The organism is Blastococcus haudaquaticus, assembly GCF_900230285.1.
Taxonomy (GTDB): domain Bacteria; phylum Actinomycetota; class Actinomycetes; order Mycobacteriales; family Geodermatophilaceae; genus Blastococcus_B; species Blastococcus_B haudaquaticus.
Map to the genome: position 1 here is coordinate 931,682 of NZ_OCNK01000002.1, position 14,802 is coordinate 946,483.

General features: G+C 72.4%; 15 protein-coding genes. All 15 read right to left on the reverse strand.

What is annotated here, in order from left to right:
- Window positions 1-147 precede the first annotated feature (147 nt).
- Window positions 148-1,215, reverse strand: coding sequence for an ABC transporter substrate-binding protein (locus tag CRP30_RS11165; protein WP_143278443.1), 1,068 nt, complete (start codon window positions 1,213-1,215; stop codon window positions 148-150).
- Window positions 1,216-1,353: 138 nt separating this feature from the next.
- Entirely contained in the window at window positions 1,354-1,620 is a 267-nt protein-coding gene (locus tag CRP30_RS23350; RefSeq protein WP_369406763.1) for a class II aldolase/adducin family protein, read from the reverse strand.
- Window positions 1,515-2,048 carry a class II aldolase/adducin family protein gene (locus tag CRP30_RS11170; RefSeq protein ID WP_200814664.1) on the reverse strand — a complete coding sequence of 178 codons (534 nt, stop codon included), beginning with the start codon at window positions 2,046-2,048 and terminating at the stop codon, window positions 1,515-1,517. The genes CRP30_RS23350 and CRP30_RS11170 overlap by 106 nt, the downstream gene beginning before the upstream one ends.
- Entirely contained in the window at window positions 2,045-2,923 is an 879-nt protein-coding gene (locus tag CRP30_RS11175; protein WP_097183967.1) for an alpha/beta fold hydrolase, read from the reverse strand. The genes CRP30_RS11170 and CRP30_RS11175 overlap by 4 nt, the downstream gene beginning before the upstream one ends.
- A complete protein-coding gene (locus CRP30_RS11180) occupies window positions 2,920-3,780 on the reverse strand; it encodes an alpha/beta fold hydrolase (RefSeq protein WP_159961683.1) in 861 nt (286 codons plus the stop codon). Before CRP30_RS11180 ends, CRP30_RS11175 begins: the two co-directional genes overlap by 4 nt.
- The gene (locus CRP30_RS11185; protein ID WP_097183969.1) at window positions 3,777-4,547 is read right to left on the reverse strand and encodes a dienelactone hydrolase family protein; all 771 of its coding nucleotides are present in this window, start codon (window positions 4,545-4,547) and stop codon (window positions 3,777-3,779) included. The genes CRP30_RS11180 and CRP30_RS11185 overlap by 4 nt, the downstream gene beginning before the upstream one ends.
- 17 nt (window positions 4,548-4,564) lie before the next feature.
- A complete protein-coding gene (locus CRP30_RS11190; RefSeq protein WP_097184138.1) occupies window positions 4,565-5,377 on the reverse strand; it encodes an IclR family transcriptional regulator in 813 nt (270 codons plus the stop codon).
- A gap of 164 nt (window positions 5,378-5,541) precedes the next feature.
- Window positions 5,542-5,796, reverse strand: coding sequence for a hypothetical protein (locus CRP30_RS11195; RefSeq protein ID WP_097183970.1), 255 nt, complete (start codon window positions 5,794-5,796; stop codon window positions 5,542-5,544).
- Window positions 5,793-6,608 carry a DODA-type extradiol aromatic ring-opening family dioxygenase gene (locus tag CRP30_RS11200; protein ID WP_097183971.1) on the reverse strand — a complete coding sequence of 272 codons (816 nt, stop codon included), beginning with the start codon at window positions 6,606-6,608 and terminating at the stop codon, window positions 5,793-5,795. Before CRP30_RS11200 ends, CRP30_RS11195 begins: the two co-directional genes overlap by 4 nt.
- Entirely contained in the window at window positions 6,605-8,845 is a 2,241-nt protein-coding gene (locus CRP30_RS11205) for a hydantoinase B/oxoprolinase family protein (RefSeq protein ID WP_097183972.1), read from the reverse strand. Before CRP30_RS11205 ends, CRP30_RS11200 begins: the two co-directional genes overlap by 4 nt.
- Entirely contained in the window at window positions 8,842-10,980 is a 2,139-nt protein-coding gene (locus CRP30_RS11210; protein ID WP_097183973.1) for a hydantoinase/oxoprolinase family protein, read from the reverse strand. The genes CRP30_RS11205 and CRP30_RS11210 overlap by 4 nt, the downstream gene beginning before the upstream one ends.
- Before the next feature lie 128 nt (window positions 10,981-11,108).
- A complete protein-coding gene (gene dmpG / locus CRP30_RS11215; RefSeq protein ID WP_097183974.1) occupies window positions 11,109-12,119 on the reverse strand; it encodes a 4-hydroxy-2-oxovalerate aldolase in 1,011 nt (336 codons plus the stop codon).
- Window positions 12,116-13,072: an acetaldehyde dehydrogenase (acetylating) gene (locus CRP30_RS11220; protein WP_097183975.1), complete on the reverse strand. Its 957-nt coding sequence runs from the start codon at window positions 13,070-13,072 to the stop codon at window positions 12,116-12,118. Before CRP30_RS11220 ends, dmpG begins: the two co-directional genes overlap by 4 nt.
- On the reverse strand, window positions 13,069-13,788 hold the full coding sequence (locus CRP30_RS11225; protein WP_235003326.1) for a 2-keto-4-pentenoate hydratase: 720 nt from the start codon (window positions 13,786-13,788) through the stop codon (window positions 13,069-13,071). Before CRP30_RS11225 ends, CRP30_RS11220 begins: the two co-directional genes overlap by 4 nt.
- A 158-nt stretch (window positions 13,789-13,946) precedes the next feature.
- A complete protein-coding gene (locus CRP30_RS11230) occupies window positions 13,947-14,702 on the reverse strand; it encodes a TetR/AcrR family transcriptional regulator (RefSeq protein WP_097183976.1) in 756 nt (251 codons plus the stop codon).
- Window positions 14,703-14,802 lie beyond the last annotated feature (100 nt).

Consider the following 14,802-nt stretch of genomic DNA (forward strand, 5'->3'; position numbering starts at 1 on the left):
GCCGACCTCCGGCCGCGCCGGGGTAGGCGTACGTCAGGCCGGTGACCTCGATGGCGCCCCGGGCACCAGGGGCCGTCGCCCCCGGTGCTCCGGTCCCCGGTCGCCCGTCCGCGGGAGCGGACGCCGATCGGGATCCGACAGCGGCGCTCACGGCTGCAGCAGGACGCCGGGCTGGACGTCGTCCTCGATCAGACCTTGCGCGCTCATGGCGTCGATCCAGAGCTGCAGCTGGTCCTCGCTGATCGCGGCGCTGAGGTTCGTCGGCGGGGTGCGCTGGGCGATCGCCGGGTCCAGGCCCGTGTGCGCCGCGATGATCTCGACGGTGCGCTCCGGGTTCGCGGTCACGAACTCTGCCGCCTGCTCGAGGGAGGTGCGGAGCTTCTCGACGATGTCGCCGTTGGCCTCCACCCACGCCGTCGTGCCCGACAGGAAGGTGATGAGGACGTCGTCACCGAACTCGCTGAGGTCGACCACCGGCTGGTGACCGGCGGCGCGGGCGGGTCCGACGAGGTTGATGGACGTGGCGACGGCGTCGACGAGTCCGGAGTTCAGCGCCTCGATCATCTGCGGGAAGGGCACCTCGACCCACTCGACGTCCCCGGTGTCGATGCCGTCCTCCTCCATGAGCGCCGTCGTGCTGATCTCGAAGGAGCCACCTCGGCTCGGCGTGCCGATGCGCGCGCCGGCCAGCCCGTCGATGGAGGTGATCCCGCTGGCCTTCGACGCGACGACGAACAACCGCGGGTTCTCCGGCGTGTTGTACGACATCCCGGCCACGGCAGTCAGGTCCAACTCCGAGGAGACGGCCTGGAGGAAGTCGGGAGCGGTCTGGGTGCCCAGCTGCACCTCCCCGTTGGTCAGTGCGACCGGCGCCAGCCCCGCGGCGATGTTCTGCAGCTCGACCTCGAGCCCGTTGGCCTCGAAGATGCCTTCGTCCTGCGCGACCCACAGCGCGAGGTCCTCGCTGGAGCCCGTCTCCGAGATCCGGACGACGCCGGTGTGCGGCGCGGTCTGCGCCTCCCCCTCGGAGTCGCCGGAGTCTCCACCTCCGCACGCGGCGACGGCGCTCATGCTCACTGCGAGGAAGAGGGCCAGCAGCCCCTTCCTGGACCGGGCCTGCGTCGGACGACGACCGATCACCATGTCGCTAGCCACCTTCTTCCACTCCACGTTGACGTTCGGGCTGATACGGACTGCGGCGGATTCGTCCGGCACCCGACCTTCTCGGCCGGTCCGGCGTTCGCGGCGCCGCTGTGACGCGGACAACTGTCTTGGTCGGGCACTATGACGACAATCACCGATCCGCCATGCGGAACGCGTTGGGCGGGAACACGGCCGCGGGACCGGGCGCCATCAGGACAGGGACCGCACGAGGTAGTCCCAGCCGAGACCGAGCTGGCGGTCACCGTAGACGCGCCCCCGCTTCTCCTCGGCCTCCTCGTCGGAGGAGGCGCGAAGGGCGCCGGCGCCGACGGCAGCCGCCGCGACCAGCTGCATGCGGCAGGCCTTCTCCATCAGCACGGCGCCGAAGACCGCCCTGCGGACGTCGCTCTCGGCGACGACGATGCCGTGGTTGACCAGGTGAGCGCGTTCCGCTCCCCCAGCGCAGCGGCGACCGATCGCCCCAGTTCGCCGGTCCGGATGAGGTCACCGGTCTCGGTGTAGCGGGGCACGTCCGGCGGGGTGAAGAAGGTGCCCTCGTGACCCAGCGGCTGCAGCGGCAGCCCGGTCGCCGCGAGGGTCACGGCGGATTCGGGATGGCTGTGCACGACGGCGCCGACGTCGGCTCGGGCCCGCATCACCTCGGTGTGGATGTGGTGCTCGAGGTGGACCGGACCGTCGCCCTCGAGGAGCTCCCCGTCCCAGGAGAGGAGGTGGACGTCGTCGGGTACCAGCTCGTCGAAGCCGACACCGGCCCGCTTGAGCCAGAGCCCGCGACCGGCGTCGTCCCGCACGGAGAGATGCCCCCACACCATGTCCGCATGGCCGTGCGCGGCGAGGATCCGGCAGCCGACCGCGACGGCCTCCCGGGGGTCGGCACGCGTCACCGGGCGCTCCCGGTCAGGAAGTCACCCACGATCCGGTTGAACTCCTCCGGCTGCTCGAACATGAGCCAGTGCCCGGCGCCGGTGATGAGCTCGAAGTGGCCATTGGGCAGGATCTCGCTGGCCCGGCGGCCGACCTCGGCAGGCGTCGTCGGGTTCTTGTCGCTCCACAGCACGAGCGTCTCGTGCGGGATGGCGGCCAGGTCGGCCTCGGTGAGCAGGTACGCCCGGTTCTCCGGGCTGGGCTGCTCGGCGACGAGCTTGGGCATCACCCGTCGGCTGTCGGGCAGCGTGTAGATGCGGTAGCGCGCCTCGACCAGCTCGTCGGTGACCGACGCGGGGTCGGCCATCAGCCACTCGAGCCGTGTACGGACGCTCTCGCGGGTGGGCGCCTCGACCGCCTTGCGGGTGACGTCCTGCACCTTCGCGTGGACGGCCTGGCTCTCCTCCTTGCGCGCCTCGTCGTCCAGCAGGATTCCGGCTCCCGTCACGTGCGCGATGCGGCCGATCCGGTCGGGGTGCTTCAGCGCGGTGTAGAGGCCGATCCAGCCGCCCAGGGACTGCCCGACGATGTGCGCCCGCTCGGCACCGATCGCGTCCATGAAGCGCAACAGGTGCTCGGTGAACACGGGCGCGTGGTACGTCACGTCCTCCGGTTTGGCCGTCCAGCCGTGCCCCAGCGTGTCGATCGCGTGCACCCGGAGGCCGCGCTCGGCCAGCGGGACGACGTTGCGCACGAACCCCTCGACGTGACCGGTCAGCCCACCGATGCAGATGACGTGATCACCGGAGTCCCCCGCCTCCAGGGACCGGGTACGCCAACCGCCGGCGTCGTGGAATCGGAGCTCGGCACCCAACGTGTCGGTCCAGAAAGTCATGGCAGGTCCTCCTGAAGGAAGTACTCGACCGCCGCGGTGACGTCGAGGGGGTTCTCGTAGTGCGGCCACTGCTTGGCGCCGGGGACGGTCACGACCCGGGCGTCGGGCAACGACGCCGCCAGCCGGTCGAGGACGGCACCCGGCAGGTGGCCGTGCTCGCCGCGGACGAACAAGGTGGGCGTCCGGTGGGCGCGCCACCAGTCGGGGGTCAGCAGCCAGCTCCCGTTGTCCGCGGCCCGGACCGCGCTGTGCACGTCCGCGGCCCCCGGCGGCTCGTACAGGCGTCGGCGCAGCTCGACCATCTCCTCGTCCACGGCGGCCGGGTCCTGCAGGAGCTGGCGCAGGCGCAGGCGGACGTTGTCGGCCGTGACGGCGGTGAACGCCCGTCCGCCGCGTTCGTAGGCGGCTGCCACCCTCGGGTCCGCCAGCCGCTCGGCCTCGCTCTGCAACCCCGCCGGCTCGACCAGCACGAGGCGGCGCACCGTGCCCGGACGGCGGCGGGTGAGCCACGCGGCCACCCAGCCGCCGAGGGACTGGCCGACGACGTCCAGGTCGCTCTCGCCGGTCTCGGCGAGCAGGGCGTCCACGAGGTGCTCGGTGTGCTCGAGCAGCTCCCCGACGTCGTACCGGCTGCCGGCCCGCTCCGTGAGCCCGTGGCCCAGCAGGTCGGCGGCCACCACCTGCCGCCCGTCGGCCCAGCCCGCGTGGTTGCGGGTCCAGGTCTCCAGGTGACCACCCCGGCCGTGCAGCAGGAGGAGCAGCGGCCCCGAACTGCCCGTCCGCAGGATCCGGGTCCGGACGCCACCGACGTCCACGAACCGGATCTCGCTCCCCAGGGCGTCGGTCCACAGGCTCACGCCAGGTGCTCCCGCAGAAAGCCCACCGTCCGCTTCCACGTCAGGTCCGCCGCCTCGGCGTGGTGGTTGGGGTGGGTGTCGTCGTGGTACGCGTGCCCCGCCCCCTCGTAGCGGAACAGTTCCGCAGGAGTGGCGCTCGACGGCAGCGCCGCCTCCAGCGCGTCGATCTGGTCGGCCGGGATGGCCTCATCGGCTCCGCCGAAGTGGAACTGGACGGGCGCCCGCAGCTGCGCGAGGAGGGGCAGCCGCGAACGCTCGCTGCCGGTGGGCGAGTACTCCGGGGGCAGGACGGGGATCCCGTACAGCGACACCACGGCCGCCAGGTCGTCCGTCTGCGCGGCCCAGGCGAGGACGCTGCCGCCGCCGAGGCAGAAGCCCAGGGCCCCGACGCGCGCACCGTCCACCTCGGGCAACTCGGCGGCGAACTCCAGCCCTGCCTGCAGGTCGGGGACCACCACCTCGTCACGTGCCGCGAGGAACGCCTTGCTGCGTCGGTCGTCGGCATCGACGAAGTTCTGCGGCGGCATCCCGCCCACCCGGCTGAACATGTCGACGGTGAGGCTCGCGAAGCCCTCCGCGGCCAGCCGCCGGGTGACCTCCTGGCGATGCACGGTGACACCCAGGTTCTCGTGGGCGGTGATCACGAGCGGCAGGTCACCGGCCTGCGCCGGCAACGCGAGGTAGCCCCGGACGAGGTCCTCCCCGCTGGGGAAGTGCACCCACCCGGCGCGGACACCGGAGTCGTGCGGAACGAGCTGAACGGGCATGGCTGTCCTCCGTCGGGTCAGGAGCGGTCGGCCGCGTAGGCGCGGTTCGTGTCGTCGAGCGTTCGTCGGATCAACCTGCCGAGTCGCTCCAGCTGGGCGCGGGGGGCCCGGGTGGCCGGGGCGACGATCGCCAGGGCTCCGAGCGGCCGGCCGCCGGCCCCGACCGCCACCGCGGCGCCGGCGACACCGTCGGTGAACTCGTGCGTGTCGGTCGCGAACCCGCGCCGCGCCACGGACGCGACCTCCCGCCGGAACTCGTCGTGGTCGACGATGCTGCGCGCGGCGCGGGGCACCAGCTTCAGCTGCGGCACGATCTGGTCGGCTTCCGAAGGTTCGAGTGCACCGAGGACGGCCTTGCCGATGCACCCGTTGCCGATGTGCGTCCGCTTCCCGACCGGCGACGTGACCGCGAGCGGGTGGGTGGCGGGCCGCTTGCGAATCACCAGCAGGGTGCGGTCCACCCAGTCCACCTCGGCCACGAGGATCGTCTCCTCGGTGAGCTCGGCCAGGGCGGCGACCGCATCGCGCGTGAGCTGCGAGAGCGCCGAACTGGTCGACACCAGGCCGCCGAGCTCCAGCAGCCGGCCCCCCAGCGAGTACGCCCCGTCGCTCTCCTGACGGAGGAATCCGCGCTCGACGAGGGACACCGCGATCCGGTGCGTGCTCGGCTTGGGCAGGCCGACGATGTCGGCCAGTTCGCGCAGCTGCAGGCGCGGGTGCCGGGCGCTGAAGGCGGTCAGGATGTCCAGGGCCCTGGTGACGGACCGGACGCCCCGCCGGTCGGCGACGTCGGACTCCTCCCTCGGGTCCGCGGCGTCCACGATGCTCATCGGGCGACCGCGCACGCCGACGGGGCGGCAGTGGTGCACTCCACGAGAAGCTCCCTTGTTCCTCCGGCGCGGACCGGACGGCCGTCCAGGTCCGCTGTGTCCGGCAGCACACTCGCACGCGCGACCGTGATCAACGCTCATTCCGCCACCCGGAACGCGCTCCGTCACGCGGACCGGTGATCGCCGCGGTACAGGTCCGCGTGCGGGATGCCGAGCAGCACCAAGAGGTTCCGGAGCGCGACCGGGTTGAGGCCGCCCGCCAGCAGGGCGTGGGCATCCCGGTCGAGGACCGCCTGCCGTGCGGCGTCGTCGAGGCGGTAGCCGGCCAGTACCGGGCCGGCGTCTGCGCGGTACCGGTCGAGGAGGCCCGGCTCGTGCTCGAGGTCCCAGGCCAGTTTCGTGAGTGCGAGCAGGTTCACGGCGTCGCCATGCTCATGATCCCGATCCCGATCGCCCACTCCGGCATCGGGGCGTAGCCCAGCAGCCGGCCTCCGGCCGCCCCGGCCGCTCCCTGGGCGACGAGCCAGGTGCGGATCTCCAGCGCGCCGTTGCCTGCGTCAGCCAGGATTTCGTCGTCGCTCCAACCGAGCACCTCCTCCACCCGCCCGGTCGCCATCAGGTCGAGGAAGTGGCCGTCCCACTCCTCGTTGACCTCCCCGAACCGGGGCAGCCCCACCCAGTGCGACACCCCGCCGGTCCCGAGTACCCCCAGGCGCGGACCTCCCGGCAGCGCGGCGGCCGCCCGGCCGAGCGCGGTCCCGAGCGCGACGCAGCGCGCGAGGGACGGCAACGGCGGGGTGTTGCAGTTGACGAAGAGCGGGACGATCGGCAGATCGCCCAGGCCCAGCCGCAGCAGCGGGACCATGAAGCTGTGGTCCAGCGGCATCTCGTGGCTACGGGAGACGTCGAACCCTCCCGAGACCAGGCCGTCCAGGAGCCCGGCCGAGATCGCCGGGCTGCCGCTCACCACGCCGGCGGGATTGCCGAACTCCCCCCAGCCCTCGTACTCGTCCGCGACACCGACGCAGAACGTCGGGTAGTGCTCCAGCCGGAAGGTCTCGTAGTGGTCGGTCGCCACCACGACGAGCGCGTCGAGACGTGCGGCGCGGATCTCGGCAGCCATCGCGTCCCACCCGGCGTTGAGCCCGTCGGACCGTTCCGGCGCCGCGTGCGGGTTGCGCAGGATCGCCCCGACGTGCGACGTCGCACCGGCCCAGGCCACGCCGCTCATGCGAGCACCTTCTCGGGAGCTAGACGGACGTCGTCGCGCACGGGGCTGCCCGTACGGGCGACATCGGTGGACAGCAGGACACCGCACCCCGGGCAGGCGTATCGGCGCAGCTCGAGCTCTGGCGTCAACCGCTCCCCCTTGCTGATGTCGTGCACGTCGCGGCCCACGTGCAGGCCGGCGTGCGTGCGCCAGGCGTCCTCGGCCCGGGCCAGCCCCAGCCCGCAGCGGCAGCGCACGAACCGCTCGCCCGACGGCGCCTCGACGAGATCCAGGGCGTCGCCGAGCGGGCCGACCCGGATGGCGTCCGCCGGCACGTCGACCGGCGGCGACTGCACCGGCCATGCCTTCCGCTCCTCCAGGAGTTCGGCCCGCCGCGCCGCCGTGGCCGCGTCGTCCACGGTCCCGTCGGCCGCCACCACGGCGCCGTACAGCCGCGCCGCGGCGTCCGGGCTGACAGCCCCGTGCCGCAGGTCCAGCGCCAGCTCGTCGACGGGCCTCGTGAGCGGGTCGCCCCAGCCGCCACCGGACTGGTGGATCGTCTTGATGACGTCCCCCGAGGCCATGCCGAACATGCCCTGCCGGCCGCGCATCAGCGGTCGCTCACCACCGATCTCGTCGGTGTCCGCCGGGATGCGACCCTGGGCGAAGTGGTCCCAGACGTCACTGCCGGTGACCACCTCGCGGATGTTCTGGGTCCCGGGGTAGCCGCCGAAGAGGCCCGTCGAGTTGGGCACCTCCCAGCCGTGCCCGTTGCAGGTGGCGCGCAGGTCGTCCCCGCCGTGCACCAGGTACAGCGAGCCCATGCTCTGCCCGCCGCGCCTGCGGCCGGCGCCGCCGGAGTCGGGCACGAGACCGCGCCACAGGTACAGCAGGGGGGTCTCGAGCTCCATGGACTCCGCGTTGGAGATTCGCTGCCGCTCGATGTTGTGCTGCCCCTGCGTCCACAGCCCGTCACGTGCGGCGTACGCCCCTCCGCCGGTGGCGAGGCAGTCGAGGATCACGTGGGTGAAGGGGTCACCGTGTGCGTTCACCCCCGACAGCACGAACTGGTCGGGCCCGCCGGCGGGGGTCGCCTGGGCCTCCCCCATGAGGTCGTCGGAGCAGGCGATGAGCTTGGACAAGGCCTCGATGGCCGCCATCTCCACCAGCCAGCCCGCTTCCAGGGCTCCTCCGCTCACGGCGGCCGGGCGCTTGGCGTTGCAGATCAGGCCCTCGGGGCAGACGACCTCGACCGGCCGGAACAGCCCTTCGTTCCACGGGGCGTCGAAGGCCAGGGTCGGCAGGAGCGCCGCGTTGATGCCGGCCATGAGCCCGGACGACGTGCAGTTGATGTAGCCCGGGGCCTGGGGCGAGGAGCCCGAGTAGTCGAACTGCAGGGTGTCCCCGGTCTTGGTGAGGACGAGATCGACCTCGTAGAGCTTGCCCAGCCCGCCGTCGTTGTCCAGGTAGGCGGTGCTGCGCACGGTGGCGTCCGGCAGGGTGCGCAGCCGCTGCCGCAGCCGACGGTCGGAGAGGTCGATGAGCCCCGCCATGACCTCGCGGACGACGTCGGCGCCGTACCGCTCGGCCAGCTGCGTCATGGCACGGACGGCGGTGTTGTTGGCGCCCACGAGACCGCGGAGATCCAGGTCGAAGGCCGCCGGCGCCCGGGTGTGCGCCAGGATCAGGTTCCAGACGTCGCTCCGGACGGTGCCGCCGTCCACCAGCTTGGTGGGCGTGAGCTGCAGCCCCTCCTGGAAGGACTCGGTGGCATCGCTGCAGAAGCTGCCCGGCCGGGAGCCGCCCACGTCGGGCATGTGGCACATGGCGCCGGTCCAGGCGAGGAGCTCCCCCTCGAAGAAGATCGGCGCGACCACGCCGACGTCCTGCGCGTGGATAGAGCCCTTCCACGGGTTGTTCACGACGAACATGTCGCCGGCATTGATGCCGGGATCGGCCTCGCAGTCGGCGATGACGTGCCGGGTGATCAGGGCCATCGACGCCGAGTGCAGCAGGATGGTTCGCCCCATGGCCGCGACACTGCCGTCGGGCAGGTAGAGCCCCACGTTGAAGTCGTTCGCGTTCACGACGTGCGGCGAGCCTGAGATCGCGGCGAGCGTGGCCCCCTGCTCGTCGGTGATGGCCAGCAGGCGGTGTCGGATGACCTCGAAGGTGACCGGGTCCACGCCCGATCGGCCCCCGGCCGCCGAGGGGACGGGCTGGGAGGCGGCCGAGTCGGCCCGGACGTCGGTGCTCACGAGATCCCCTTGCAGTCGATGAGGAGGTTGCGGAACGGGTCGACCCGCAGGTGCTGGCCGGGGCCGATGACGACCGTGGTGCCGGCGAACTCGAGGACGGCGGGGCCGGTGACCTCGCTGCCGGGACCCACCAGCTCCCCGCGCAGGACGGGCGTCGGCACGGATCCGGACTCGGGGAAGTACACGTCGCGGCTACCGGTGCGGGCGGCCGACCAGTCGCCGTCGCCCTCGTCGGGCTCGGGGGCGGAGAAGCCGCGGGCGGGCACCCGCCCCTCCACCCGCAGGGTGTGCATCTCCAGCCCGGCCGCCGGCATCGCGGTGCCCGTCCCGTAGATGCGCTCGTAGGTGGTGAGGAAATCGACCACGGCGGCCCGCATCACCTCACCGGTCACCGGCCCGTCGGGCAGGACGACCGGCAGCTCGTGGGTCTGCTTGCGGAACTTCAGGTGCACCGAGCGGACGAACTGTGCGCGCGGGTCGTGGTCGAGGTCTGCGTGGCACCGGGCCACCAGCTCGTCCAGGGACCGCTCCAGGCGTTCGGTGTCGATGCCCGAGGCCGGGTCGCTGAGGCCCGGTTGCGTCCGCTGCACGTCGGTGGTCTGCACGGCACGGAACCGGTCGGAGGTCACCGCACCGAAGGCCGAGTGCACCGTCGACGTCGGCGGGACCACCAGCGTCCCGATCCCCGCAGCCGCCGTGTAGGCGCTGGCGTGGGTCGGCCCGGCACCGCCGTAGGCGAACACGACGAAGTCGCGGGGGTCGCGGCCCTGCTCGACCGTCACCTTGCGCAGCAGGTCGGCCATCTGGTTGTCCGCGACCTGGCGGATCCCGGCGGCCGCCTCGAGCACCGTCATGCCGAGCGGGCCGGCGACGTGCTCGAGGATGGCCTTCTCCGCGAGGGCCCGGTCCAGCGGCATCCGCCCGTCGAGGAAGTACTCGGGGTCGATGATCCCGAGGACGACGTCGGCATCGGTCACGGTGGGCTGGTTGCCCCCCCGGCCGTAGCAGGCCGGGCCGGGGAGGGAGCCCGCGCTGCGCGGGCCGACGACGAGCGCCCCCACCTCGTCGACGGAGGCGATCGAGCCCCCGCCCGCGCCGATGGCGGTGACCTTGATGCGTGGCAGCGACAGGTGGTAGTTGCCGAGCTCGGCGGTGTGCTCGACGAGGGGTTCGCCGTCGACCACCAGGCCGACGTCGAAGCTGGTGCCGCCCATGTCGCTGGTGATGACGTTCGGGAAGCCGAGCCGGCCGGCCAGTTCCGCCGAGGCGAGCACGCCACCGGCCGGGCCCGAGGTGAGGAGCGAGGCCGAGCGGCGGGCCGCGTCGGCGGCCCGCATGACACCGCCGCCGGAGTCCATGATCGAGATGTCGCCCCGGAAGCCGCCCTCCTGCAGGCGTGATTCCAGCCGGGCGATGTAGTCGCGGATGACGGGGCCGAGGTAGGAGTTGATGACCGTGGTGGCGGTCCGCTCGTACTCGCCGATGACCGGCGCGATCTCGTGGGAGAGGGTCAGGTAGACCTCGGGCCATTCCTCCGCCACCAGGTCGGCGACCATCCGCTCGTGCTCCGGCCGGAGGAAGGACCACAGGAACGAGACGGCCAGCGCCGTCACCCCGGTGGCTTTCAGGCGGCGCAGCAGCGACCGCACCTCGGCCTCGTCCAACTGCACGACGATCCGGCCGGAGGAGTCCACCCGCTCGTCGGCGACCGCGACCAGCTCGCGGGGCACGATCGGCTCGGGGTTGCGGCGCCGGCTGTAGTGACCCGTGGCCGCGCCCATGCCGACCCACGAGGTCATGCTGCGCTGGACCAGCAGGGTGTCGGCGAACCCGGCGGTGGTGAGGAGAGCCGTGGGGGCACCCCGGCGCTCGATCAGGGCGTTGGTCGCGGCCGTCGTCCCGTGGGCGAAGTAGCCGATCTCGGCGCAGAAGTCGGGTAGGGGCAGTCCCACCGCGTCAGCGGCGAGCGCCAGCGCGTCGAGGATGCCCTCCGAGCGGTCGTGCGGCGTCGTCGGCGACTTGAACAGCCGCGGCTGCACGCCCTCCTCGAGCAGGACCAGGTCGGTGAACGTGCCACCGATGTCGGTACCGACCAGGAAGCGCCCGGTCGGTCGATCGTTTCCAGAAGGCTGCACAACTGCTCCATTTCGGCTGTCTCGCCTGGTTGCGGACACTGTCTTCGGGGTGTGGCGGCGCGCACAACGAACGGTCCGCGATGCGGAACGCGTTTCTTTTCTCGCGGCCGCCGGAGGTCGGCGGCCGGTCAGCCGCGAGCGGCGACCAGGTCCAGGGCGATGTCGACGAGCAGGTCCTCCTGCCCACCGACCATGGCGCGGCGACCGGCCTCGACCAGGAGCTGCCGCGGTTCCAGGGCGTGCTCCGCGGCGATGCGCTCGGCGTGCAGCAGGAAGCTCGAGTAGACGCCGGCGTAGCCCAGGGAGAGGGTCTCGCGGTCGACGCGCACGGGTCGGGTCATCAGCGGCCGCACGACGTCGTCCGCGGCGTCCATGAGCGCGAAGAGGTCACAGCCGTGGTCCCACCCGGTGAGGTCGGCGACGGCGATGAATGCCTCGAGCGGGCAGTTGCCGGCGCCGGCGCCCAGCCCGGCCAGCGACGCGTCCACCCGGAGGACGCCCTCCTCCACGGCGGCGACGGAGTTCGCGACGCCGAGCCCGAGGTTGTGGTGGGCATGGATGCCGATGGCAGTCGAGGGATCGAGGACGTCCCGGTAGGCACGGACCCGGTCGCGGACATCCGTCATCGTCAGCCGGCCACCGGAGTCGGTGACGTAGACGCACTGCGCCCCGGCGTCCTCCATGACGGCGGCGTTCCGGGCGAGCACGTCCGGTTCGGCCATGTGGCTCATCATCAGGAAGCCCGCGACGTCGAGCCCGAGTTCGCGTGCGGTGCCGATGTGCTGCACGACGATGTCGGCCTCGGTGCAGTGCGTGGCCACGCGGACCGACGTCACCCCGAGGTCGACCGCGGCGCGCAGATCGGCGAGCGTGCCGATGCCCGGCAGCAGCAGGGTGGTGAGCTTCGCGCGGGTGACCACCTCCGCGACCGCCGCGATCCACTCCGCGTCCGTGTGCGCCCCGGGACCGTAGGTCAGGCTGCCGCCCGCCAGCCCGTCGCCGTGCGCGACCTCGATCGCAGCCACACCGGCGGCGTCGAGGGCGGCGGCTATGGTCCGCGCCTGACCGGTGGTCAGGCCGTGGGACACCGCGTGCATCCCGTCGCGCAGCGTCACGTCCTGCACGTAGACGGCGGTCATCCGAGGGCCCCCGCCGCGACCGCAGGCTGCACCAGTGCCTCGCCGACCCGCAGGGCCGCCGAGGTCATGATGTCCAGGTTGCCGGCGTACGAGGGCAGGTAGTGGGCTGCACCCTCCACCTCGAGGAAGACCGTCACGTGCACGAGGTCGCCGGTCGCGGCGTCGCCCCCCACGAGTCGCCGACGCCTGTCCCCCGGTGGCACCGACTGGAACTGCACGTCCTGCTTGAGCCGGTAGCCCGGCACGTACTCCGCCACGTCGGCGACCATCGCCTCGATGGAGTCGGCGACGGTCCGCCGGTCGGCCGCGTCTGCCAGCAAGGCCACGGTGTCGCGCATGATCATGGGTGGCTCGGCGGGATTGAGCACGATGATCGCCTTGCCGCGCTCGGCGCCGCCCACCTGTTCGATGGCGTGTGCGGTCGTCTCGGTGAACTCGTCGATGTTCGCGCGGGTGCCCGGACCCGCCGAGCGGGAGGCGATCGACGCGACGATCTCCGCGTAGCGGACCGCGGTCACCCGCGAGACAGCGGCGACGACCGGGATGGTGGCCTGCCCCCCGCAGGTCACCATGTTCACGTTGCGGGCGTCGGTGAGCTCGGCGAGGTTCACCGCGGGGACGACGAACGGGCCGATGGCCGCGGGTGTCAGGTCCACGACCCGCACGCCGGTGCCGCGCAGCCGCTCGTCGGTGACGACGTGGGCGGCTGCGGACGTCGCGTCGTAGACCAGGGCGACGTCGGCGAACTCCGGCATCGCCAGCAGTCCGTCGACGCCGTCGGACGTGGTGGCCACTCCCAACCCGCGGGCGCGGGCCAGGCCGTCGCTGTCCGGGTCGATGCCCACCATGACGGCCGGCCGCAGCACCTGCGACAGCTGCTGGACCTTGATCAGGAGGTCGGTCCCGATGTTTCCGGAACCGATGATGGCGACGGCGGCACCCGTGCCGGTCACGGTCGGCCCTCCGCGAACGACGCGTGGACCTCGCCGAGCCCGCTGATCCGCGCGGTGTAGGCCTCGCCGGGCGTCACGGGAACCATCGGCCCCAGGGCACCGCTCAGCACGATCTCCCCAGCCCGCAGCGGCCGGCCCAGCGCAGCGGCGGTGCGGGCGAGCCACTGCACGGCGAGCAGGGGGTCGCCGAGGCAGGCCGCTCCCGTGCCAGTGGAGACGACGACGCCGTCGCGGGTCATCTCCATCACCGACTCGACCGGCCGCAGCTGGTCCAATCCCACCGCGGATTCCCCCAGGACGAACAATCCACTGGAGGCGTTGTCCGCGACGGTGTCGGTGATCCGGATGTCCCACCCGGCGATCCGGCTGTCCACGATCTCGAGCGCCGCGTGCGCTCCGCCGATCGCGGCGGCAACCTCATCCAGGGTCGGGTGGGCGATGTCGAGGTCGCCGCTCAGCACGAAGGCGATCTCCGCCTCGATCCGCGGCTGCAGCAGCCGACCGGCCGGGACCGGCGTGCCCGGCTGCACCAGCATGCTGTCGAGGAGGGTGCCGAAGTCCGGCTGGTCCACGCCCAATTGGGCCTGCACGGCGGCGGACGTGAGCCCGATCTTGCGGCCGACCGCGCGGGCGCCACGGGCCACCCGCTCCGCGATCAGCCGCTCCTGGACCCCGTAGGCGCCGGTGACGTCGACCTCCCCGAGCAGGTCGCGCACGGGAGCGCAGGGCACCCCTGTCTCAGCCGCGACCGCCAACCTGCGAGCCGCCTCGTCCAGCGAGGCCGTTACCGTCGTCACACCTGCAACCAACCGGCCGCCGCTCGCCGGGGCAAGAACGCATATCGCCTGCCGGAACGCTGACCCGCATCCCCGTGTCAGGCGGCGGGCGGGCGGTACTCCCCCGCGACGCCGAGGAGGGCCCCCAGCGCGCGCAGCTCGGCCTCGAACATCGGCCCGGCGTCGTCCAGGGCGAATCGCAGGTGCCCGAACACCTCCATGCAGACCAGTCCGTAGAGCCTGATCCAGCAGGACAGGAAGACGTGCATGACGCCCAGCGGCAGGGCGACCGGCAGCTTCGCGCACCACTCGGTCAACTGGGTCCGCAGCGCCGGCTCCAGCTCGTCCTCGTCGGGCACCGGGAAGCCCTGCTCGAGGTAGATCCGGGCCACCAGCTCCGCGAAGACGCCGCCGAACCGACGGCTGGCGACCTGCGGCAGGTGCTCACCGGGGCCGTGCAGGTCCTCGGCCGGGATGATGCCCTCGGCCGCACTGCCGAAGAGCAGGCCGAACTCCGGGTGGTGCGTGGTCGCCCACTGCCGGAAGGCCCGCGCCACCGTCATCAGCTGGACGCCGGGTGTCGCGGGCTCGGCCGCGTCGCGCACAGCCTCCAGGACGTCGCTCAGCTCGTCGTACAGATCCGCGACGACGTGCTCGACGAGGTCCTCGCGACTGTCGAAGTAGCGGTACAGCCCGGGCGCCGTCATGCCCATCTCGCGGGCGACCGCGCGCAGGGCCAGTCCGTCGACCCCGCGCTCGACCAGCACCTTCCGCGCCGTCCGCTTGATCTCCGACACCGTGTCGGCGCGCGCGCGGTCGCGGCGGCTCAGCGGCTCGGCCGGCAGTTCGCTCATCGTTCCTCGCGATTCCTCTTGACAGCCGTGAACACCGTTAGCAGAGTGAGCGCCGTTCGCTAACAGTGTTCACCAGTGATCCGACGCTAGCACCGGAGAC